Origin of the sequence: Enterococcus sp. (genome assembly GCF_022711995.1) — a bacterium.
GTDB lineage: Bacteria > Bacillota > Bacilli > Lactobacillales > Enterococcaceae > Enterococcus_D.
In genome coordinates this window covers 13,931-33,947 of the sequence record NZ_JALAHI010000136.1, presented here as the reverse complement: position 1 = coordinate 33,947, position 20,017 = coordinate 13,931, and the positions used below count along the sequence as shown (strand labels likewise).

Below are 20,017 nucleotides of genomic sequence, written 5' to 3'. Positions count from 1 at the left end.
AAAGGAATCGGCTAAAAGCTATAATGGCTTTAGTTAAGGATTGTGAATATAAGCACAAGTTCTATTTCTTGGAATTCCGACATTTTCAACAATCGATTGTGAATAAAAGAACAAATGCCTGTATTCGGATTTATTGAAGGAGGAAGTAACAATGAGAAAAGTACCATTGACAATTAGCTCTTACACACTAGGAACAGAGATTGATTTTGAGGAACGTGTCAAAACAGCCAAAGCTGCAGGATACGATGGCATTGGTTTACGTGCAGAAACTTATATTTTAGCAATCAAACAAGGCTATACAGATGAAAAAATGTTAGCCATTTTAGAAGAAAACGAAATGAAAGTCACTGAAGTAGAGTATATTACTTTATGGGCTGATCCAAACAAAACGGCCGAAACAGCAGAAACACTGTTGCAACAATTCAAAGAACAAACCATCTATCATATGGCGCGACTTTTTGGAGTAGGACACATCAACTGCGGATTGATGGAAAAATATCCTGAAGAAGTTCATATTCAAGCATTTAAAGAGCTTTGTGCTCGTGCCAAAGAATTGGTGATTGGATTAGAATTTATGCCATATAGTGGCGTTCCAGATTTAGCCAGTGCTTGGAATATCGTTAAAAAAGCCGACTGCGAAAATGGCATGCTGATCTTAGATACTTGGCATTGGGCAAGAGCCAACATGACTGCCGCGGACTTAAAAGACGTTCCAGCAGAAAAAGTGGTTTCCATCCAAATTTGTGACGTGTTAGAACGTCGTTACCCAGATTCAATTCTAAGAGATGAATCTATGCATGACCGTCTATGCCCTGGTACTGGCTGGGGAGATACAGAAGGCTTCTTGCGGGCATTGAAAGAACATGGCATCAAACCACGGGTTATTGGTACGGAAGTTATTTCTGATCCTATCTTGAGCCAAGGCTATCAAAAAGCAGCAGAACAAAATTTCCAAACAAGTATTGATGTCATCAAGAAAGCTTGGCCGGAATTGTTAGAAGAAGCATAAGCCAAAGAAAAGAGGAAAGACTATGTTAGAAAGTATCTCTGGAAAAACAAAACTTTTAGGATTGATAGGAAGTCCGGTGGGCCATTCTGGTTCTCCAGCGATGTATAACTATGGCTTTGAACAATTAGGGATCGATGCCGTATACTTAGCTTTTGACGTAAAAGAAGAGCAAGTAGCACAAGCTATCGAAGCTTTCCGCACTTTTAAGATGAGTGGAAATGTCACTATGCCATGTAAAACAGCGGCAACAGCTTACGTGGATGAATTGACACCAGCTGCCAAAATGGTTGGAGCGATCAATACGATCGTCAACGATGAAGGAAAACTTATCGGTCATATCACAGATGGGGTAGGATTTGTTGCTAATCTGCGTGCCAATGGATTAGAAATCAAAGACAAAAAATTTGTGGTTTTAGGCGCAGGTGGAGCAGCGACAGCTATTCAAGTCCAACTGGCGATTGAGGGGGCTGCGGCTATTACGATTTTCAACGCCAAAGATGATTTCTATCAAAAAGGGGAAGAAACCGTTGCTCGTGTAAAAGAGTATTACCCAGGCTTTGCGATCGAAATCATTGATGTCAATGACAGTGAAAAACTGGCAGAAAAAATCAATGAAGCAGACTACCTAGTCAATGCAACGACAGTAGGTATGGGGGAAGGCAACACTCAAACATTGATCTCAGATACTTCCCTGTTACGCGCTGATTTGGTTGTAGCTGATGCGATCTATAACCCGCCATTGACGCAATTACTGAAAGATGCGCAAGCAAATAACTGTCAGATTGTCAGTGGGAAAGGCATGCTGCTGGAACAAGGAAAAGCAGCCTTCCAATTGTTTACCGGAAAAGAATTACCTGTTCGACCAAACAAATAAATCTGTAGAATGATCCGTTCCTGTAGGGCAGTATAACTGAACTACAGGAATGGTATTAGCCATTAGAAGGGGCGGGAAAATGAGAGCAAAAAAATATATTTTGTCATTAGCCACTGTTTATATGTGTTACTTTACTCACGGGATTCAAGCAATTATTTTAAGTCAAAATGCCATCTATTTTTATGAAAAATGGGGATACACTGATCCATCCGCTGGTGCTGCGGCAGTATCATTAGCAATAACGGCGACCGGTTTAGGTAAATTTCTGACGGTTTGGATTGGCGGGGAGATCTCAGATAAAGTCGGACGGAAAAAAATGGCAGTCCTTGGGGCTATTTTGTACACGTTATGTTTCTTAGGACTCCTATTAACGACGAACATGATGGTTGCTGCTGTTTGTGCCTTTATTGCCGGAGTTGCTACTTCTGGTTTTTGGGATGCTTCTTTGTATCCAGCTGCACAAGAGTCAGCACCAAAATTCGCTGCTTCAGCAATGGTAGGGATCAAATTCTTTGTTTCGTTATCTGGCGTGATTTATCCACTGTTAGTGGTAAACTTTATCAAAACAGGAAGCCAATCGATCGGAATCATCATTCCATTAGTATTATCGATCATTTGTACGGTTTTAGCGGCGATTGCGCCATTTGCTTATGACGATATGATGAAAGAAAAAACTTCTGTTAACGGACAAGAAAAAAATGCCGTTCAAGAAGAAATCGATGCTGCAAAAGCCAAAATGCTTGTAAAACCAAATGTTGCTGTAAACTTTTTGACAATGTTTTATGGTTTCCTTTGTATGTTCATCATGTATGGGGCACAGCAATACACGAAAGCGTTCGGTTTGACTAATGCAGGATTGACAGAAATGCAGTCTGCAGGATTAACATCCATCTATACATTTGGTTCGATCATCGCAGTGCTGTTTTGGGCAATGATGATGGGTAAATTGAGATGGAATCCACTTAAAGTGCTATTTATCGATGCGGTATTCATTTCAATCGCTTTAGCGTTAGTTTTGTTAGTCCAACATGTTGTTGTGATCTATATCAGTATTGCATTCTTAGGATTCTTTGCTGCAGGTGGTGCCCTACAAACGGGGCTTGGTGTTCGACAAATGTTTTGTCCGGGACCAAAAGGCCGCAACACGGGAATCTACTACACATGGATGGGTCTGGCGAGTACCTTCTTACCCTATATTGTTGCATCAATGACAAAATCAGTGGGAGAAACGCAAGCCATTTTCATTATGATGGGCTTATTGCTAACAGCAGGAGTTCTATCCATTTTCATGATGGTTTACTTGTTAGGTCAGCACAAAAAAGTATTTGGTTATAGTGCATTTGAACGGGTAAAAGACTAAGGGGGTCGGAGGAAGGCGAAAATGCCTCCTCCTTTTCCGCTTTTATCCATTAGAAATGCGCTAGTGGTATTTAGATAACAAATGGTATGCTTCAAAAAAAGGAGAGTCGTAATGGATAGTTTCATCGGAATATTATTAGTTGCGTCATTTATTGGCATGGTTGTTTATTGCATCAAAGGCTACAACCTAATGATTGGTTTTATCTTAATGGCAACATTATGGGTGATTTTACCTCTTGTGGGAAATTTCCTGTCACCGAATCCAGCATTCGCAGATTTGACGTTTTCTGAGATGTTGCGACAAGTTTACCAGCAGGCACCAGAACGTTGGGGCGCTTCTCAAATGAACATTTTTGTCGGTGCTTTCTTTGGGAGAATTTTGCTAGAAACGGGGATCGCTTCTACGATTATCCGCAAAAGTGTTGAATTAGGTGGAGACAGCCCTGCGGTTATCTTAGTGATCGTTAATTTGATTACAGGATTTATTTTTTCATCGATGTCTGGTGCAGGATCTGTCATCGCGATCGCTGTGATTGTGTTACCTATTTTGTTCTCTATCGGTATTCCGAAAGTTGTTGCTTTTTTCAGTTTTACGGCATCCGTAGCGGCAGGGATTTTTCTAAATCCAATCAATTTCACGCAATATCAAGCCTTTTTTGGGAATGTAAATGGCGGCCTGACATATACATATAATGATTATTTTTCATTCGGGCTGTTGGCTTTCTTTGTCATGATCTTGGTTTCCTCCGCGTTTTCTATTGGTTATTTACGCGTGGAAAGCTTGACTTACGCATGGTCTGCTGGCGCCGAAAAAAAGGTGCAGGATGTTCCAGGAATCGCATTGATCACGCCATTTATCCCGGTAATCGGTGTGATTGTCTTTAAGTTACCGGTCATTTTTTGTTTTATTGCAGCGAGTCTTTATGCGTTAGCCGTCTGCGGCATATTGAAAGCTGGCTTTAGAAAAGATTCACAGATTTTGACACGGATTTTTGCTGATGGTGTCAAGGATACAGCGACATTGGTGGCATTCTGGATGACCCTTGCAATGTTTAATGCGGCGGCTACTTTTGCGGCGCCTTACTTTGAGTCCTTATTGGGAGGAATCATTCCGACTCACCCATTCGCATTGTGTCTCCTTTTTGGTCTGTTAGCGCCTTTGACATGGTTCCGAGGGCCTGTATCGTTGATTGGTTGTGGTGCAGCCTTATTAGCTGTTATCAGCAATCAAACTAATTATCCTACGACTTTCTTGTATCCATTATTCATTTCGATCATGATTGGGATGGGACATTTCGATTTGACGATCTCATGGAATGCGTGGGGCTTAGGATTTAATAATATCAATACAAAAGACTACATGAAAGTGGCGTTCTTACCGGGAATGGTCGTGGCCATTCTGCTGGAACTATTGACTTTCATGCTATATAGCCCGATTTAGGAAAGTGCAGGTGTCGAGAATGCAAAGAAAAGTACGAATAGGAATCGATGTAGGTGGTACCCATACTAAGGCGGTCGCTATCAATAATGATACCCAAGAAATCATCGGGAAATCTTCTGTAAAAACGACCCACGATAGCCAACAAGGCGTAGCCGAAGGGGTAGTTGCCTCTTTTATCAAATGTTTAAATGAAAACCACATCCAACCTGCAGAAGTGGTGTTTGTTGCTCACAGTACCACACAAGCAACAAATGCTTTACTGGAAGGGGATGTAGCAAAAGTAGGGATCATCAGCACAGCCAAGAATGGGGTGGAGGGGCTTCTTGCCAAATGGCAGACATCACTGAAGGATATCGATCTGGGAACTGGACGCAGTATTCATGTTGCAACCCGGTTTATCCCATTGAAGCAGTTGACTGATCAGCAGATCGAACAAGCCATCCAAGAACTTCAGCAGGAACAAGTAGAAGTGATCGTCGCTTCCGCAGCTTTTGGTGTCGATGATTTGCAAACAGAAGAAAAAATTGCCGAAGTTGCTAAAAGACAAGGGGTTGACGTCACTTTGGCTTCAGAGATGACAAAGCTTTATGGCTTGTCTCGTAGAACACGAACTGCAACGATCAATGCTTCTATCTTGCCAACGATGTTGGAAACCGCAACGTCAACGGAGCGTAGTGTTCGGCAAGCAGGGGTGGATGTACCATTGATGATCATGCGTGGAGACGGCGGCCTGATGGATGTCGTAGAAATGAAGAAGCGGCCAGTCTTGACCATGCTTTCTGGACCAGCGGCCAGTGTGATGGGTTCTTTGATGTATTTAAGAACATCGAACGGCATTTACTTTGAGGTAGGAGGCACGTCTACCAATTTAGGCGTTATCAAAAATGGTCGTCCGGTCATTGACTATTCGGAGATATCCGGTCATAAAACCTATGTCAACTCCCTAGATGTTCGGGTACTAGGCGTTGCAGGGGGAAGTATGATCCGTGTCAATAAAAAAGGGGTTAGTGATGTTGGTCCTCGAAGTGCCCATATTGCAGGGTTGGAATACAGTGTGTATACGCCAGAAGACGAAATCGTTGATCCTCAATTGGAACTTTACGCGCCGAAAGAAGGAGATCCGGCAGATTATGTCGCGATCCGACTAGCCAGCGGCAAGCGTGTGACCATCACCAATTCTTGTGCAGCGAATGTGCTTGGTTATGTGACAGAAGAGGACTTCTCCTATGGAAATGTTTCCTCCGCAAGAAAAGCCATGCAGCCATTAGCGGATTATTTACAAACAACCGTAGAAGATGTTGCGCGTCAAATTCTCGATCAAGCGGTCCAAAAAATTGAGCCAGTGATTCATTCTTTTGCTAGAAAGTATCAATTAGAGCCCAATCAAATGACGTTAGTTGGAGTTGGCGGCGGTGTGTCTTCACTGATCAAACACGCTGCGAAAAAACTTTCATTGAATTACAAAATACCAGAAAATGCCGAAGTGATTTCCTCCATCGGTGTCGCCTTATCGGTGGTGCAAGATGTCGTCGAACGAATCGTACCCAATCCGACAAAAGCAGATATTGCTGCCATCAAACAAGAAGCAGCCACATTAGCCATCGAAAGTGGGGCGACAGCAGATAGTATCGAGGTTCATATCGAAATCGATCCTCAGACCCAGAAAATAACTGCCCGGGCTTCCGGTGCTACGGCAGCTCAAGCAGTGGAGCATCGGAATGAGATTACTTTTGAAGAAGCACAAGAGATAGCAAAAGCAGATCTTCAAGTTTCTGAAGAGATACAACCTTTGGCTCAGAGTGAGCATTTCTATGTTTTTGGTGCGAAAAGCAAAGCTGGCGATCGTGTTCGTCTGGTAGATCATCGTGGATTTATTCGTGTTCAACGGGATCATGCCGTTGTGGTGAAAACCACCATTCAGAGTTATAGTGAACAAATTTCTCTGTTGTGGGAAAGCATGGCCAATTACCAAAGTGATTTAGTGATTCGTCCCGACTTTTACCTTTGTGTAGGACCGCGATTGTTTGATTTCGCATCAACGGATTATGCGCAATTGATGATGCTGATCGATATTGAGTTAAGTCAATTGATCGGAACAGAGGAAGTTCTTATTATTGCTGCAAATCGGATGAGTTGATAGGAGGCTGTCAGTGGAAAAAACAGAGTTTTGTGAACAAGTGCGCGATTTATGGTCACGGCCTTTTGATCTTTCGCTGATCCTTCAGCAAGATCCATTTTATGCCCGTATCACTCCTTCAGAAGGCGCTCGATTGATTAAAAAAGCGGCAACTCTGGGACAGAAGCAAGCTCGTTGGTATCGCCAGCACACAGAAGAGTTGCAAGAACTGATGGCAACTCTTCATCTGCGACACCTTCCAGAAGCGAAAGAGGGACAGCGATTTTATACTTTTGCAGAATTCAATAAGCAAGACCAGATTTCATTGGATTGGGGATTGTTGGAAAAAGCACAATCTTTTATGGACAGCAACCACTTAGATTTGACGGGAGTACCGCTATCAGAATTGGTCCTGATGCATGAAGTTTTTCATGCCGTTGAATATAAGAAAAATCTTTGGACGACAGAAAAGCATCTCCAATACCAGATCGCTTTTATGAAAAAGTCTGTGCGGGTCTATGGATTAAGTGAAATTGCTGCTTCTTGTTTCGTGCAAGAGTTTTTTCATTTAACGAATGCTCCAGCATTGTTAGAAGTCTGCTTGCTTTACCCAAAAAATCCCCAGTTGGCTGTCCAGAAATTGGCATTTTTCCTTGGCAAAGAGGCTTCTGAGATATATTGACATAAGCTATTGATTAATGGAAAAAAAGAATTAGTCGCAACAGGAAAATCACGGTATATTATTAGTGAATAATATAACAAATTAAAAGGTGGAACGAAGAATGGATAAAACATGGTTAGATCTTGATGGCGACGTAGTAGTCATTACAGGTGCTTTAGGTGGGATGGGTAAGAAAATCGCCCAAGAATTTGCTTCACAAGGTGCCCAAGTTGCTCTGGTTGATTTAAATGAAGAAAATCTAAAAGCTTATGCGGAAGAACTTGCCTCCGAATTTGGCGTGAAAGTAAAGAGTTATGTGTGCAATTCAACGATCGAAGAGCAAGTCGATGCACTAGCTGCAAATGTCAAAGCGGATTTTGGCCGCATTGACATCTTGGTAAATACGGCAGCAATTCTGAAATTCTCGTTACTAGAAGACCTGCCTTTCTCTGAGTGGAAACAAGTGATCGATGTAAACTTGAACGGCTATTTCCTTGTTTCACAACGTATCGGTCGTGTGATGATCGAACAAAAATCTGGTCGGATGGTTCACGTATCAACAATCGCTTCATTAAGCCCAGAAACGTATTCCGGTGCTTACAGCCCTAGTAAAGCAGGCGTCAATATGATGTCGAAACAAATGGCTGCTGAGTGGGGACAATATGGTATCCGCAGCAACTGCGTCTTGCCTTGTTTTGTTAAAACGCCACTATCAGAAAGCTTCTATGCTGACCCAGAGGTAGAAGAAGGCCGCAAGCGTTTGACTGCCAATAAACGTATTGGTGATGTACAAGATATCGCAAATGCCGTTCTTTACCTGGCAAGCAACCGTTCTGACTATACAAATGGACATGAGTTGCGGGTTGAAGGTGGCTTCGGCATTATGATGGGTGACCAAGTGCCTAAACCAGGTGGACGCAAAGAATATGCCATCAATTCTCGTCCTGAGAAAAAGAACTAAAAAACAATAAAATTTTTTGGAAGCATTAGCTTTTAAGAAAGACGAAAAACTGCATACGAAACACACGCATCTTTGACCGGAAGAATTGAGAAAAGATGGGTGTATTTCGTAATGCCAAAAAACGCTAAAGAGAAAGGAAGAGTCTTATGTCTCGAGGATTATTTGACACGATTGAGCTGCATTCAGGAGCTGTTTTTAAGAATAGATTATTTATGTCACCAATGACGACACAGTCGGCATTTTATGATGGTGAGGTCACGAAAGAAATAATTGATTATTATCGCTTCCGTTCAGGAGATGCTGCTGCCATCATTGTAGAAAGTTGTTTTGTGGAAGACCATGGTCGCGGGTTTCCAGGAGCACTAGGAGTGGACAGCGATAAAAAAATTGCTGGCTTATCGCAACTAGCGAAAGCCATTCAGGAAAAAGGGTCAAAAGCGATCATGCAGATTTATCATGCTGGACGAATGGCATGGCCTGAATACAATGGAGGAGCTGTTCCTGTTTCCGCTAGTCCAGTCGCTGCCCTAAGACCTAATGCACCCGTACCAAGAGAAATGAGCCATGAACAAATTCTGGACATGATCCGTCTTTTCGCTGACGCGACCCGACGTGCGATCCAAGCAGGTTATGATGGTGTGGAGATCCATGGTGCAAATACATTCTTGCTGCAACAATTTTTCTCTCCGCATTCCAATCGCAGGACAGATGAATGGGGTGGCAGCCGCGAAAAACGTGCAAAATTCCCATTAGCAGTGCTAGCGGCCATCCAACAAGTGATCGAGGAAGAAAAAGCCGAAAACTTTATCGTAGGGTACCGTTTTTCTCCTGAAGAATTAGAGGAACCAGGGATTAATTTTGAGGATACGATGTATCTCTTAAATCAATTAGCGAAGAAAAAGCCAGATTATTTCCATTTCTCAATGGGTGCCTACACTCGTTCTTCAATCATCGATGGAGACGATTCTGAGCCATTGATCGTGAAATATTTAGCCTTACGTTCACCAGAATTAGCAACTATTCCGATCATGGGTGTCGGTTCGATCCTGCAATATGAGGATGCTGCCGATGCATTAGCAATTGGCTACGATTTAATTGCCGTGGGCAAGGGCTTTTTGGTTGAACCCGATTGGGTACAGCAAATCAACGCACGTAAAGAAGTAATTGATTATGCTCATGTGAATGCGCAGCAGCAGTTAAAGATTCCAACGCCCCTTTGGGATTTCATGTCCTATATGGTCATCGATCCAGAAGAAGAAAAACGAAAACACGAGCGCTTGAAAGAGTTGCAAAATGTCAAAGTTGAGTACAAACCAGGAACGTATTCTGTTTTGACAAAAGGACACAATAGCGATTTAGAAATGCAAGTAACCTTCTCTAAAGATCAGATCATCAAGATCGATATTGACCGAGGCCAAGAATCTGAAGGGTTATCCGATCAAGTATTCACGCGCATTCCGCAACAAATCATTGAAGGACAAACGTTAAACGTAGACGCTATTTCAGGGGCTTCTGCCTCCAGTCAAGGGGTCATTGACGGCGTATCAGAAGCAGTCCAATTAGCTGGAGCGGATGTCGAAGTGCTAAAAGCACGGCCGAAGCCAGTGGTGAAGTGGTCAAAAGAAGTGGTTGAAGAAGAAACGGATGTGGTGATCGTTGGATCAGGCGCAGCTGGTATCTCGGCTGCACTGCGAGCAGATCAGTTAGGCTTGAAGACGATCTTATTAGAAAAAATGAGTTTTGTGGGTGGCGCGATTTCCATCAGTGGGGGCAATCAAGTAGTCAGCGGCTCAAAATTACAGCATGCTGCTGGAGTAAGCGATGATACACCGGAATTGATGGTGGCAGATTTTCTTGCCAATGGAAGTGGCTTGAATGTCAAAGAGTTGGTGACATTACTGGCGGAAAATGTCGGTGAAACAACGGATTGGGTCCATGAATATATGGGTGTCGACTATGATATGGAACAAGGATTGCATGTATTGGCCGAATATCAAAAAAATCGTGAGTTGGCGTATCACCATGGTGGACACGGGTTTGCGGCTAGTGCACGAAAAGCATTGGATAATAGTCAAGTGGCTGTCTATCTTCAAACCAAAGCCGATCGATTACTGACGGATGGCCAAGGAAAAGTCATTGGGATCAAAGCCATCGAAGAGTCTGGAAAAACACATCTTATCTATGCCAAAGCCGTTGTTTTAACGACAGGGGGCTATGGCAACAATGCCAAATTGTTGAGTGAGAAGCTGAATAAGGTTCTCTATTATGGGCCAAAATCAGCAACTGGTGATGGTTTACTGATGGCAACGACCTCAGAGTTGAATGCCGGGACTCGCTTAATGGAGTATGGCAAGATTTACCCGAATGGGGTTGAAGTTTCTCAAGGCTATGCCAAATCAACGATCGGTGGCAACCTGGCTGTTTTGAAGGAAAATGGCTTGCTTGTCAACCCGAATGGGGAACGGGTCGTCAACGAGCGTGCAAGCAACAAAGAAATTTTAGAAGTCTTGTTGGCACAATCTCCGCAAATGCTTTACTTATTATTGGATGCTGCTCATTTTGAAATTTTCAGCAGTGCGGTTGCAGAAGGTGGAATTACAAGAGAAGACTTGGAACGCTGGATCGCACAAAAGGGCACTGCTACTCCGCTTGCGTTTAAGGCAGAGACCTTAACAGAGTTGGCTGCACAAGCGGCGATGCCTGTTGAAAGTTTGACTGAAACAGTTACGCGCTTTAATCAATGGGTCGCAAATGAAAAAGATGAAGAATTTGATCGCCCGGCGGAATACTTGCAAGTGCCAATCGGTGAAGGTCCGTATTATCTGATTGAGCAAAAACCACGTTTTGCGACAACGATGGGTGGTTTGATGGCAAATACACAGTTAGAAGTAGTGACCAAAGCACAAGAACCAATTACTGGGTTATTTGCAGCAGGAGAAGTTGTCGGGGGTGTGATGGGAACGGACTCGCCTTCAGGTGCAAACAATGCATGGGCTTTGACTTCTGGAAAATTAGCAGCAGAAAGCGTAGCAAACTTTGTACAATCACAGGAAAAAGTTGCGGAACTGAATCACTAATAATGAAAAAAACTTCTGGATTCCAGCAGGCGCTAAGTATCTGCCGCTGAATCCAGAAGTTTTTAATTAGAAGAGAAACTGTTTATTTTTTCAATTGTTTCAGTATTGAAGCTGGCACATCTTTTTCTGCGACTTCATTAGGCCCGGAAATCACTCGTTTTTGGCTGATCTCCGCTTTCACCAATGTGTTTGGTGCATATGGGTGGACGTTTTGATCCGATAATTCATAGGTCATGACTTGCTTCTTCCCATTTTCTTTAATGAATTCAAAGGTGTATTCATAGGAAGAATAGCCTTCGATTTTTTTCCCAGAAGCATCAACTGTTTGTTTTTTTTCAGGTATTTCATTAGGTGTGATGGCATAGGCAGTAACGCCTTGATAGGTCTCCGAATAGTATTTATAGCCAAAATAGCCTCCTACACCAAGTACGACTACAAGTAGTGCAAGCAACATTTTTTTCATAGATATACCCCATTTCTTTTTTCTGAGAAAACTATAGCATGGAACAGCTTAAAACCTTCATCGAAAAAGATAACACTATTGTAAGGCTGTTTTTTGTAAGGTTGTTTTTTAACGGTGCGCTGTAATTTTCTGTCGAAGAATTGTGATAGACAAAAATAGAATTGCAATCAATCTGCAATATTGTAATGTTAATCTTTTAGTTGTGCCTGGGGAGAGGTACAAATACACAAAAAGAGAGGTTTTTTCACTTGAAAAAATTTGTATTTACAGCTGTTGCAGGATTAGGTTTATTTATCGGAGGCACTGTTGCATCTGCGGAAGAACAAACCCATGTAGTTGCTCCTGGAGATACATTGTCAGGGCTAGCAACGGAGTATGGCACAACAGTGGATGATCTTTTGGCATTGAATGAATCCATTCAAGACCCTAATTTGATTTTTGATGGGGAAACATTGCTGATTTTTAGTGATGCACAACCAGTGACACGAGCGCAAGAAACAACAGAAGCGGCTGCGGCATCAACGGAAACCGCACCAGCAACTACACAATCAAACGTTGCCAGCACAAGCGCCGCAAGTACACCAAATGCAGGTTCCGGCGTTTTGAATCCAGTAGATGGCATCAATTACTATAATGGTGTCAGAGAATCTTACTATTCACAAAAAGTATTGGCTGGTGGCGGCTTGAATATTCCTGGCCGACATGTTGCTTCTGACGGAACGATCCGTGATGCAGACGGTTATATCGTTGTCGCAAGTGACAACCAACCTAAAGGCGCAACAGGCCAATCTTCTTTAGGGGCATATAAAGTCTATGATACCGGTGTTGGACACAGCGGCATCGACGTTTACACAAACTGGTAATTCGCAGAAACAGTTGCATGAAACATGCAGCTGTTTTTTTGTTATGGTCTAGACTAATTCTTGTCAAAAAGAAAGGAGTGTGGTATTATTGGACTATACCAAAACGAAATGAGGAGCATATCATGGAAATTATTCGCGTGAAAGATGCAGCTGAAGGTGGAAAAAAGGCATTTGAATTGATTCAGCAAGGCGTTGAGAAGGGAGCAAAAGTTCTCGGATTGGCAACAGGGAGCACGCCAGAAACGTTGTATGCGGAAATGACAGCTAGTGACGTTGATTTTTCAACAATGACTTCTGTTAATTTAGACGAATATGTCGGTCTTGGCGGCGAAGATGATCAAAGTTATCGTCACTTTATGAATGCTCATTTATTTGATAAAAAACCATTTAAAGAAACGTATGTGCCAAATGGAAAAGCGACAGATTTGGCCGCTGAATGCAAACGATACGATGAAGTAATTGCGGAGCATCCTGTGGATATCCAAATCTTAGGCATTGGACAAAACGGTCATATTGGGTTCAATGAACCTGGCGCATCCTTTGATGGCACAACGTCAGTCGTTGAATTGACTGAATCAACCATCAATGCCAACAAACGCTATTTTGATAAAGTCGAAGATGTGCCGACTACGGCGATCTCAATGGGTATCGGTTCGATTTTAAAAGGCAAAAAGATTATTTTGATGGCCTTTGGTCCAGCGAAAGCAGATGCGATCCAACGAATGATCGAAGGACCAGTAACAACTGAACTTCCTGCTTCCGCTTTGCAAAACCATCCGGATGTAACAGTCATCGTTGACGAAGCAGCAGCCAGCAAACTCTAGGTCTTTTATACAGATTCCCCAACCCAATTGTAAAAACCCGAATGATCATCGAAGAAAATCAGCAACTTCCCCAGTTCGTCGTTAAGATGAAACGCTGATGCCTTCGCTGATCCTTCGGTTTTTTTGTTTAAAGTGAACTGGAAGCTGAAACAAGAAAACGAATACTTCCTTTTTATTTTTCAAAAAGAGGTGGTATAGTTAAAAAGGGGTGTTTCTATGGTTGATATGGTTTTATCGATTCCTGAAATTATTCTTAGACTTGTTTTAGCAATGGTCATGGGGGGTGCCATCGGTTTTGAGCGGCAATACAAAAGTCGACCAGCGGGACTGCGGACCCACATCTTGGTGTGCATGGGAGCTTGTGTCATTGCATTGATCCAAGTGGAAATTGCGAGTGGTGCCATGCGAGACGCACTGAATCATCCAGATTTGGCAGGGGTGATTCGTTCGGATGAAGCTCGCTTAATTGCACAAGTTGTCAGTGGGGTTGGTTTTTTAGGCGCCGGGACGATCATTGTAACAAAACGTTCGGTGACTGGATTGACCACCGCGGCTTCATTATGGGCGATTGCTGGCCTTGGAATTGCGATTGGGATGGGCTTCTATGCGATTTCCATTACTAGCTTTGCCGGGATCTTTTTTGCGCTGACTATGATCAAACGGATCGTACGGGTGCCAACTGCCAAAAAATTGGAGATTCAGTACATTCATCGTGCGGCAACGAAGGAATTTTTGACAGAATATTTTCTTGAGCGAGAAATCGTAATCGAAGATGTTAATTTTGATGTGAAATTTATGGAAGACTATCGGATCTACACCAATATTTACACCATCAACTTGCCGCGGGGCTTGAGTTTTTCAGAGGTCATCGAAGAATTATCTGTTTATAAGAATATCACCAAGCTACGACTAGTGGATATCAGTTAAAAACAGAGGCTAGGACAGAAGCGACTCCTTGTTTCCGAAGGAGTTGCTTCTGCTCTCGCTGTTTAGATGTATTTAGAGCGTGGCACAAAAGTATTTTTTCTTTTGTGCCACGCTCTTTTTTAGTTTAGAAAGAAACAGGCGATTCCAACAATAACAAGATTGCTAAGAAAGTTGACTGCTTCGTTTGTGATCACAGCGTAGCCATGAACTTTTTTTGTGGGCTGTTGGTGGTGGGTTTTTTGTTCGGTAAATTGATGGCAAACGGTGCATTGGTACCGTACTTGAATCGTGGCTCCTAACAAGCTGTCGATGATGCTGCCGCTAAACCCGAGCAAGAAAACCCAGAGCAAATTATTTAGAGGCAATGGCTGCCCGCTGAGCCAGAGACAGACTATAAGCAGTAAAACGATACAGCCGCTACCTGCAAGGGAAGCACTGGTTCCTAAGAGGCTGACGCCGCCGGAAAGACCCGCAGGTAATTTTTTTCCCGTTAAAAGATTCCGCGGGGCTTTCTTGCTCAAGACACCAATTTCTGATCCCCAAGTGTCAGCTGTACAGCTAGCGATCCCGACAATAAATGCCCAGAGGTAGGTCTCATTGTTGAAAGAAGCATACCCGATCAATGCGAGTAAACTAGGGGCTAAATTAGCCAAAACTTGGACGGCATCGCGGCGAGATCCTTTGACCACCAGATCATTGGCAATTTTTTTGAAGTGACTGATAAAACCGGAGCTGGCAAAGAAAAGACCTACCAAAAAGATACTGTACCAAGGACCAAAAGCAATGATGATGGTTCCGCAGATGGCAGCCGCTGCCGCACCAGATAAAGACAACCACCGCAAGAGATAAGCAGATCCAGCCACTAGACTACTACAGATGAGTCCTAGCAGAAATTGATAGAAAAAGACCATTGCTTTCACCTCGCTTTTTTCCTCAGTTTAGCATAAAGAAGACGATTTTGTGGAATTTTTCGTTGGCGACAGCATTTTACTCGTCAAATGAGAGCGTTTCATTTAAGCTTAGTCTAAGAGGTGAGTATATGAAGATCGTTATCATCGGTGGTTCATTTGGAGGAATCAGTTGTGCCATCGAAGCCCGCAAACTTTACCCTGAATCGGAGATTCTAGTGATTGAAAAAAAAGCCCACATTGGGTTTATTCCGAGTGGGATGCTTCTTTATTTAGAAGGGAAGCTCCCTTCTTTGCAAGACGCCTTCTTTTGCACCAAGGAACAGCTGGAACAGCTGCAAATCCAAGTTTCCCTGCAAGAGACCATGGTGACCCTCGATCCAAGTAATCATTTGATCCAAACCGATCAACGCAGGATTACCTATGATCGCTTGATTTTGGCAACAGGCTCCTCACAAGAGTCGGAGATCTTGTTACCAATCAATGAAGCTCCTATGACGTATAAGGATTACGAAGCAGCGACGCAATTCATTCAGAAATTGGCATCAGCAAAAAGTATCACCATCGTTGGCGCAGGGCAAGCAGGTATGGAAGCGGCCAATACATTAACGGCTTTAGGGAAACAAGTCCATTTGGTTGAATCCATGACATACCCCTTGTTTAAATATTTTGACCAATCCTTTTTAGCCCCTTTTTTAGGAGAGTTATCTCAGGTTGAAAATCTTCAGCTTTATCTAGCTGAACCTACCGTTGCGATTGAATCCACAGAAACCGGCTTCAAAGTGGAAACCGCCAGTCGCACATTGGTCAGTGACCTAGCATTGACGACGGTCAATGTACGGCCTCGGCCTCACCCAGCTTTTCAACAGTTGGACTTGCATAGTGACCATACGATTTGGACGGATGACTATCTGGAAACCTCTGCAAAAGATGTTTTTGCTGTGGGAGACTTGATTCAAATCTATAGCCCCATCACCAGAGACACCGCCTATATGCCATTAGTCAATAATGCCCTCCGTTCCGGAATCGCAGCAGCCCGTAATTTGCAGGAAAAAAAAGCCCCTTTTCGTGGCGGTTTGCGAACGGTAGGAACCCAGCTGTTTGGCTGGTACTTGGCAAGTACAGGCATGACTGAGTCGGATCGTTTCTTTTATGAACAAGCAATCACAGTGAAAACATTCACCGCCAAAGCTTCACTGATTGATGCAACACCGATCCATGGCAAACTGATCATTGCCAAAGCCAGCGGACAAGTGCTGGGGGCGCAATTGTTATCGAAATTCAATCTTTTAGAAAAGATCAACTTGCTGGCCTTTGCTATCGAAAAGAAGAGCACGTTGTCGGAATTGGCGCAGAAAGATTTCTTTTTCCATCCTCATTTTACCGATGTCTTTGAATTATCCAATGCCATGGCTCTAGGAAGTGCTGCCAATGAAGTTTGAACAATTATTGGAAAAAAAAGAGGCGAAGCAACTACAGCTACTGAAAAAACTGCTTTTAGTTGGGGGCGAACTGGATATCAATGAAATGGCGAGTTATCTGAGGATCAGCAAGCCATCCTTAGAAAAATACGTCGATGAATTATTTCTTTACTTAGCACCTTATTCGGAGCAATGTCGTTTATCTTACCAAGGTTCTTCACTGGTCCTTGAAACAAGTCCGGATTTTTCATTGAATCAGATTGAATATGCGTTTTATCATTCATCCATCAAGTTTCAAGTGCTGGAATATTTATTGATCAATCAAGAGTTTGCTACGATTCCACTAGCCCAGAAGTTAATGATCAGTGAATCCTCACTGTTTCGGAAGATCAAAGAGTTAAATCAAGTATTGGCAGAGTTTGGCCTAGAGATTTGGCAAGGGAAGCTTACTGGCGAAGAAGCTCAGATTCGCTACTTTTATTTTCAGCTGCTATGGTACTTAAATTCTTTCAAAAGCCAGCCGTTACCTATTGATACGAAGCTTGTCGGGCTGATCGCCCGCGGACTTTCTCTGACCTTTACCGAGGAAGCACAGCAACGAGTCAGTCTCTGGTTGAGGATCATGAAGTATCGACTGAAGGCACCCGGCCAGTCCTTTCAGCAGTTGCGAGAAAAGATGGCCTTCTACGAGAAAGACCCTTTGTACCAGCAGCTACGGGAGCTGGTATTTCGTAGTTTTGGGCATTATGCGTTAGAAGTACGGGAAGAAGAAGCGATGCTCCATTTTGTCTTTTTACTCTCCTTTTCCGTCTTTTCTGAACAGGACTTTCGTCAATATATGTTGCAGCGTTCCCGTTTTACTCCCACAGCATTGACCGATACATTGATCTTGGAACACATTTTACATTTGTATCGACCGGCTGTTCCGCAAGAAATCGAAGCAAATTGTTATTTTCATCTTTCTCAGATCCATAGCCGCTTGTTTTTTTTCAAAGGTGATGTTGAAATTTTTGACCGAGAAAATATCTGGCAGTTGGAAGCGAAACTATCGAGTCGTAATATTCGCCAAATCAGTGAACGGCTATTGACCACGGCTGTCCAAGAAATGAAGCTGGAGGAATCAGAAGACAATACCCTGTATATGATGACGATGGTCAAGTATTTGAGTGTACTGACGATTATTGACTACCAAATCAATCGGGAATTTCGCGTAGGGATCGCATTGAAGATGGATGCACTTTTTAGAGAAGCTGTTTTTTACATGTGGCTGCTATACTTGAAAAATTTGAACGGCGTCGTCGTCGAGCGTTATTCAAAAGAGCAAGACTATGATTTGATCCTGACAAATTATCCCATTGAAACCGCGGTACCCACCTATCGTATCAGTGAGTTAGGGACGACCTATGATCGAGAAAAAATCAAAAAAATGATTCGCGAACGCTTCAACTAAAGGCGTTTCTCCAGATTTCGTCAATTTCTTAGAAAATCGCTAAAAAGTTGACGAGATCACGACTGAAAATTCGAGTAAGATGAAAAGTAAGAAAGCGGTATCAAGAAATCCAAGCAATTAAATTTAAAGGAGAGAGAAATATGGCAGAGAAAAATTATATTATGGCGATCGATCAAGGGACGACAAGTTCAAGAGCAATTATTTTTGACCGCAACGGGAAAAATGTCGGCAGCTCACAAAAAGAATTTCCGCAATATTTTCCAAAATCTGGTTGGGTAGAGCACAATGCCAATGAAATCTGGAACTCTGTTCAATCGGTTATCGCAGGGGCATTTATCGAATCTGGGATTCGCCCAGAAGCCATCGCTGGCATCGGTATCACAAACCAACGGGAAACAACAGTTGTTTGGGATAAAAATACCGGTCAACCAATCGCCAATGCAATCGTTTGGCAATCGCGGCAATCTTCTCCAATTGCAGATCAGCTAAAAGCAGATGGTCACACAGACATGATCCATGAAAAGACTGGTTTGGTGATCGATGCGTACTTCTCAGCTACGAAAATTCGTTGGTTGCTGGATCATGTGGAAGGCGCGCAAGAAAAAGCCGAGAATGGAGAGCTCTTATTCGGGACCATTGATTCGTGGCTTGTCTGGAAATTAACGGATGGTCAAGTGCATGTCACCGATTATTCCAATGCCAGCCGGACCATGCTTTACAATATCCACAAATTAGAGTGGGACAAAGAAATTTTGGACTTATTAAATATTCCAGCAGTCATGTTACCAGAAGTTAAAAGCAATTCCGAAGTCTACGGACATACCCGCAGCTATCATTTTTACGGCAGTGAAGTACCGATTGCCGGAATGGCAGGAGACCAACAAGCAGCGCTCTTTGGCCAAATGGCCTTTGAAAAAGGCATGATCAAAAATACTTACGGTACCGGGGCGTTTATCGTCATGAATACCGGTGAAGAACCACAATTATCCGACAATGATTTATTGACCACGATTGGCTATGGAATCAACGGTAAAGTGTATTATGCACTAGAAGGAAGTATCTTTGTGGCCGGTTCGGCGATTCAATGGCTGCGAGACGGCTTACGCATGATTGAAACGTCTCCGCAATCCGAAGAACTGGCTGCCAAAGCCACCGGCGCCAATGAAGTCTACGTGGTACCAGCCTTTACTGGATTAGGCGCACCTTACTGGGATTCTGATGCACGAGGAGCCGTCTTTGGCTTGACTCGCGGTACGACGAAAGAAGACTTTGTACGGGCGACCTTACAAGCAGTCGCATATCAATCGAAAGATGTCATCGACACCATGAAGAAGGATTCAGGAATCGATATCCCATTATTGAAAGTGGACGGTGGGGCAGCGAAGAATGACCTTTTGATGCAATTCCAAGCAGATATCTTGGACATTGAAGTACAACGGGCCGCTAATCTAGAGACCACTGCACTGGGTGCTGCTTACTTAGCTGGTTTAGCCGTTGGTTTCTGGAAAGACTTGGATGAATTAAAGGCAATGGCAGAAGATGGTCAGCTGTTTACACCGGAAATGCCTGCGGATGAACGGGAAAACCTTTATGAAGGCTGGAAACAAGCTGTGGCAGCCACACAGATGTTTAAATTCAAAGTCAAGAAAGAAGGCAAATAAGC

At 43.1% G+C, this 20,017-nt stretch carries 16 protein-coding genes; 14 read left to right on the top strand and 2 right to left on the bottom strand.

The genetic code is table 11. The features are described 5' to 3' along the window. Positions 1 to 151: 151 nt before the first annotated feature. The 8 genes from Q0A12_RS13575 to Q0A12_RS13540 all read left to right on the top strand — a co-directional run bounded on the left by Q0A12_RS13575 (position 152) and on the right by Q0A12_RS13540 (position 11,498). Complete coding sequence (locus Q0A12_RS13575) at positions 152 to 1,009, top strand: sugar phosphate isomerase/epimerase (RefSeq protein WP_291293167.1); 858 nt, start codon at positions 152 to 154, stop codon at positions 1,007 to 1,009. A 22-nt stretch (positions 1,010 to 1,031) separates the two neighbouring features. After that, on the top strand, positions 1,032 to 1,883 hold the full coding sequence (locus Q0A12_RS13570) for a shikimate dehydrogenase (RefSeq protein ID WP_291293166.1): 852 nt from the start codon (positions 1,032 to 1,034) through the stop codon (positions 1,881 to 1,883). A 79-nt stretch (positions 1,884 to 1,962) separates the two neighbouring features. Then, positions 1,963 to 3,243 carry an MFS transporter gene (locus Q0A12_RS13565; RefSeq protein WP_291293165.1) on the top strand — a complete coding sequence of 427 codons (1,281 nt, stop codon included), beginning with the start codon at positions 1,963 to 1,965 and terminating at the stop codon, positions 3,241 to 3,243. Between the two features lie 111 nt (positions 3,244 to 3,354). After that, positions 3,355 to 4,683 (top strand): citrate transporter, encoded by a 1,329-nt coding sequence (locus tag Q0A12_RS13560; protein WP_291293164.1) that lies wholly within the window; start codon positions 3,355 to 3,357, stop codon positions 4,681 to 4,683. Between the two features lie 19 nt (positions 4,684 to 4,702). Continuing rightward, on the top strand, positions 4,703 to 6,820 hold the full coding sequence (locus tag Q0A12_RS13555) for a hydantoinase/oxoprolinase family protein (protein ID WP_291293163.1): 2,118 nt from the start codon (positions 4,703 to 4,705) through the stop codon (positions 6,818 to 6,820). A 13-nt stretch (positions 6,821 to 6,833) separates the two neighbouring features. Beyond that, positions 6,834 to 7,481: a hypothetical protein gene (locus Q0A12_RS13550; RefSeq protein ID WP_291293162.1), complete on the top strand. Its 648-nt coding sequence runs from the start codon at positions 6,834 to 6,836 to the stop codon at positions 7,479 to 7,481. Positions 7,482 to 7,581: 100 nt separating this feature from the next. Further along, complete coding sequence (locus Q0A12_RS13545) at positions 7,582 to 8,421, top strand: SDR family oxidoreductase (RefSeq protein WP_291293161.1); 840 nt, start codon at positions 7,582 to 7,584, stop codon at positions 8,419 to 8,421. A gap of 146 nt (positions 8,422 to 8,567) precedes the next feature. Continuing rightward, on the top strand, positions 8,568 to 11,498 hold the full coding sequence (locus tag Q0A12_RS13540) for an NADH-dependent flavin oxidoreductase (protein WP_291293160.1): 2,931 nt from the start codon (positions 8,568 to 8,570) through the stop codon (positions 11,496 to 11,498). Positions 11,499 to 11,580: 82 nt separating this feature from the next. On the opposite strand, the gene Q0A12_RS13535 is transcribed toward Q0A12_RS13540, so the two are convergent. Further along, the gene (locus Q0A12_RS13535) at positions 11,581 to 11,961 is read right to left on the bottom strand and encodes a DUF1093 domain-containing protein (protein WP_291293159.1); all 381 of its coding nucleotides are present in this window, start codon (positions 11,959 to 11,961) and stop codon (positions 11,581 to 11,583) included. Between the two features lie 248 nt (positions 11,962 to 12,209). Here Q0A12_RS13535 and Q0A12_RS13530 point away from each other — a divergent pair, with 248 nt between their 5' ends. The 3 genes from Q0A12_RS13530 to Q0A12_RS13520 all read left to right on the top strand — a co-directional run bounded on the left by Q0A12_RS13530 (position 12,210) and on the right by Q0A12_RS13520 (position 14,575). Then, a complete protein-coding gene (locus Q0A12_RS13530; RefSeq protein WP_291293158.1) occupies positions 12,210 to 12,824 on the top strand; it encodes a LysM domain-containing protein in 615 nt (204 codons plus the stop codon). Positions 12,825 to 12,946: 122 nt separating this feature from the next. After that, a complete protein-coding gene (nagB, locus tag Q0A12_RS13525; protein ID WP_291293157.1) occupies positions 12,947 to 13,648 on the top strand; it encodes a glucosamine-6-phosphate deaminase in 702 nt (233 codons plus the stop codon). Between the two features lie 216 nt (positions 13,649 to 13,864). Further along, positions 13,865 to 14,575, top strand: a complete 711-nt coding sequence (locus Q0A12_RS13520; protein WP_291293156.1) for an MgtC/SapB family protein — start codon at positions 13,865 to 13,867, stop codon at positions 14,573 to 14,575. A gap of 119 nt (positions 14,576 to 14,694) precedes the next feature. Here the strand turns inward: Q0A12_RS13520 and Q0A12_RS13515 are convergent, their stop codons facing one another. Then, a complete protein-coding gene (locus tag Q0A12_RS13515; protein WP_291293178.1) occupies positions 14,695 to 15,486 on the bottom strand; it encodes a DUF92 domain-containing protein in 792 nt (263 codons plus the stop codon). Positions 15,487 to 15,614: 128 nt separating this feature from the next. Here Q0A12_RS13515 and Q0A12_RS13510 point away from each other — a divergent pair, with 128 nt between their 5' ends. The 3 genes from Q0A12_RS13510 to glpK all read left to right on the top strand — a co-directional run bounded on the left by Q0A12_RS13510 (position 15,615) and on the right by glpK (position 20,015). After that, positions 15,615 to 16,925: an FAD/NAD(P)-binding oxidoreductase gene (locus Q0A12_RS13510; protein ID WP_291293155.1), complete on the top strand. Its 1,311-nt coding sequence runs from the start codon at positions 15,615 to 15,617 to the stop codon at positions 16,923 to 16,925. Beyond that, positions 16,915 to 18,354, top strand: coding sequence for a helix-turn-helix domain-containing protein (locus tag Q0A12_RS13505; RefSeq protein WP_291293154.1), 1,440 nt, complete (start codon positions 16,915 to 16,917; stop codon positions 18,352 to 18,354). The genes Q0A12_RS13510 and Q0A12_RS13505 overlap by 11 nt, the downstream gene beginning before the upstream one ends. Before the next feature lie 140 nt (positions 18,355 to 18,494). Beyond that, the gene (gene glpK / locus Q0A12_RS13500) at positions 18,495 to 20,015 is read left to right on the top strand and encodes a glycerol kinase GlpK (protein WP_291293153.1); all 1,521 of its coding nucleotides are present in this window, start codon (positions 18,495 to 18,497) and stop codon (positions 20,013 to 20,015) included. The last annotated feature ends 2 nt before the right edge of the window (positions 20,016 to 20,017 follow it).

Excerpts from the sequence above, each read along its gene's own strand:
- Q0A12_RS13575 (WP_291293167.1), top strand. The coding sequence starts at position 152 with ATGAGAAAAGTACCATTGACAATTAGCTCTTACACACTAGGAACAGAG.
- Q0A12_RS13570 (WP_291293166.1), top strand. The coding sequence starts at position 1,032 with ATGTTAGAAAGTATCTCTGGAAAAACAAAACTTTTAGGATTGATAGGA.
- Q0A12_RS13565 (WP_291293165.1), top strand. The coding sequence starts at position 1,963 with ATGAGAGCAAAAAAATATATTTTGTCATTAGCCACTGTTTATATGTGT.
- Q0A12_RS13560 (WP_291293164.1), top strand. The coding sequence starts at position 3,355 with ATGGATAGTTTCATCGGAATATTATTAGTTGCGTCATTTATTGGCATG.
- Q0A12_RS13555 (WP_291293163.1), top strand. The coding sequence starts at position 4,703 with ATGCAAAGAAAAGTACGAATAGGAATCGATGTAGGTGGTACCCATACT.
- Q0A12_RS13545 (WP_291293161.1), top strand. The coding sequence starts at position 7,582 with ATGGATAAAACATGGTTAGATCTTGATGGCGACGTAGTAGTCATTACA.
- Q0A12_RS13540 (WP_291293160.1), top strand. The coding sequence starts at position 8,568 with ATGTCTCGAGGATTATTTGACACGATTGAGCTGCATTCAGGAGCTGTT.
- Q0A12_RS13535 (WP_291293159.1), bottom strand. The coding sequence starts at position 11,961 with ATGAAAAAAATGTTGCTTGCACTACTTGTAGTCGTACTTGGTGTAGGA.
- nagB (WP_291293157.1), top strand. The coding sequence starts at position 12,947 with ATGGAAATTATTCGCGTGAAAGATGCAGCTGAAGGTGGAAAAAAGGCA.
- Q0A12_RS13520 (WP_291293156.1), top strand. The coding sequence starts at position 13,865 with ATGGTTGATATGGTTTTATCGATTCCTGAAATTATTCTTAGACTTGTT.
- Q0A12_RS13515 (WP_291293178.1), bottom strand. The coding sequence starts at position 15,486 with ATGGTCTTTTTCTATCAATTTCTGCTAGGACTCATCTGTAGTAGTCTA.
- Q0A12_RS13510 (WP_291293155.1), top strand. The coding sequence starts at position 15,615 with ATGAAGATCGTTATCATCGGTGGTTCATTTGGAGGAATCAGTTGTGCC.
- Q0A12_RS13505 (WP_291293154.1), top strand. The coding sequence starts at position 16,915 with ATGAAGTTTGAACAATTATTGGAAAAAAAAGAGGCGAAGCAACTACAG.
- glpK (WP_291293153.1), top strand. The coding sequence starts at position 18,495 with ATGGCAGAGAAAAATTATATTATGGCGATCGATCAAGGGACGACAAGT.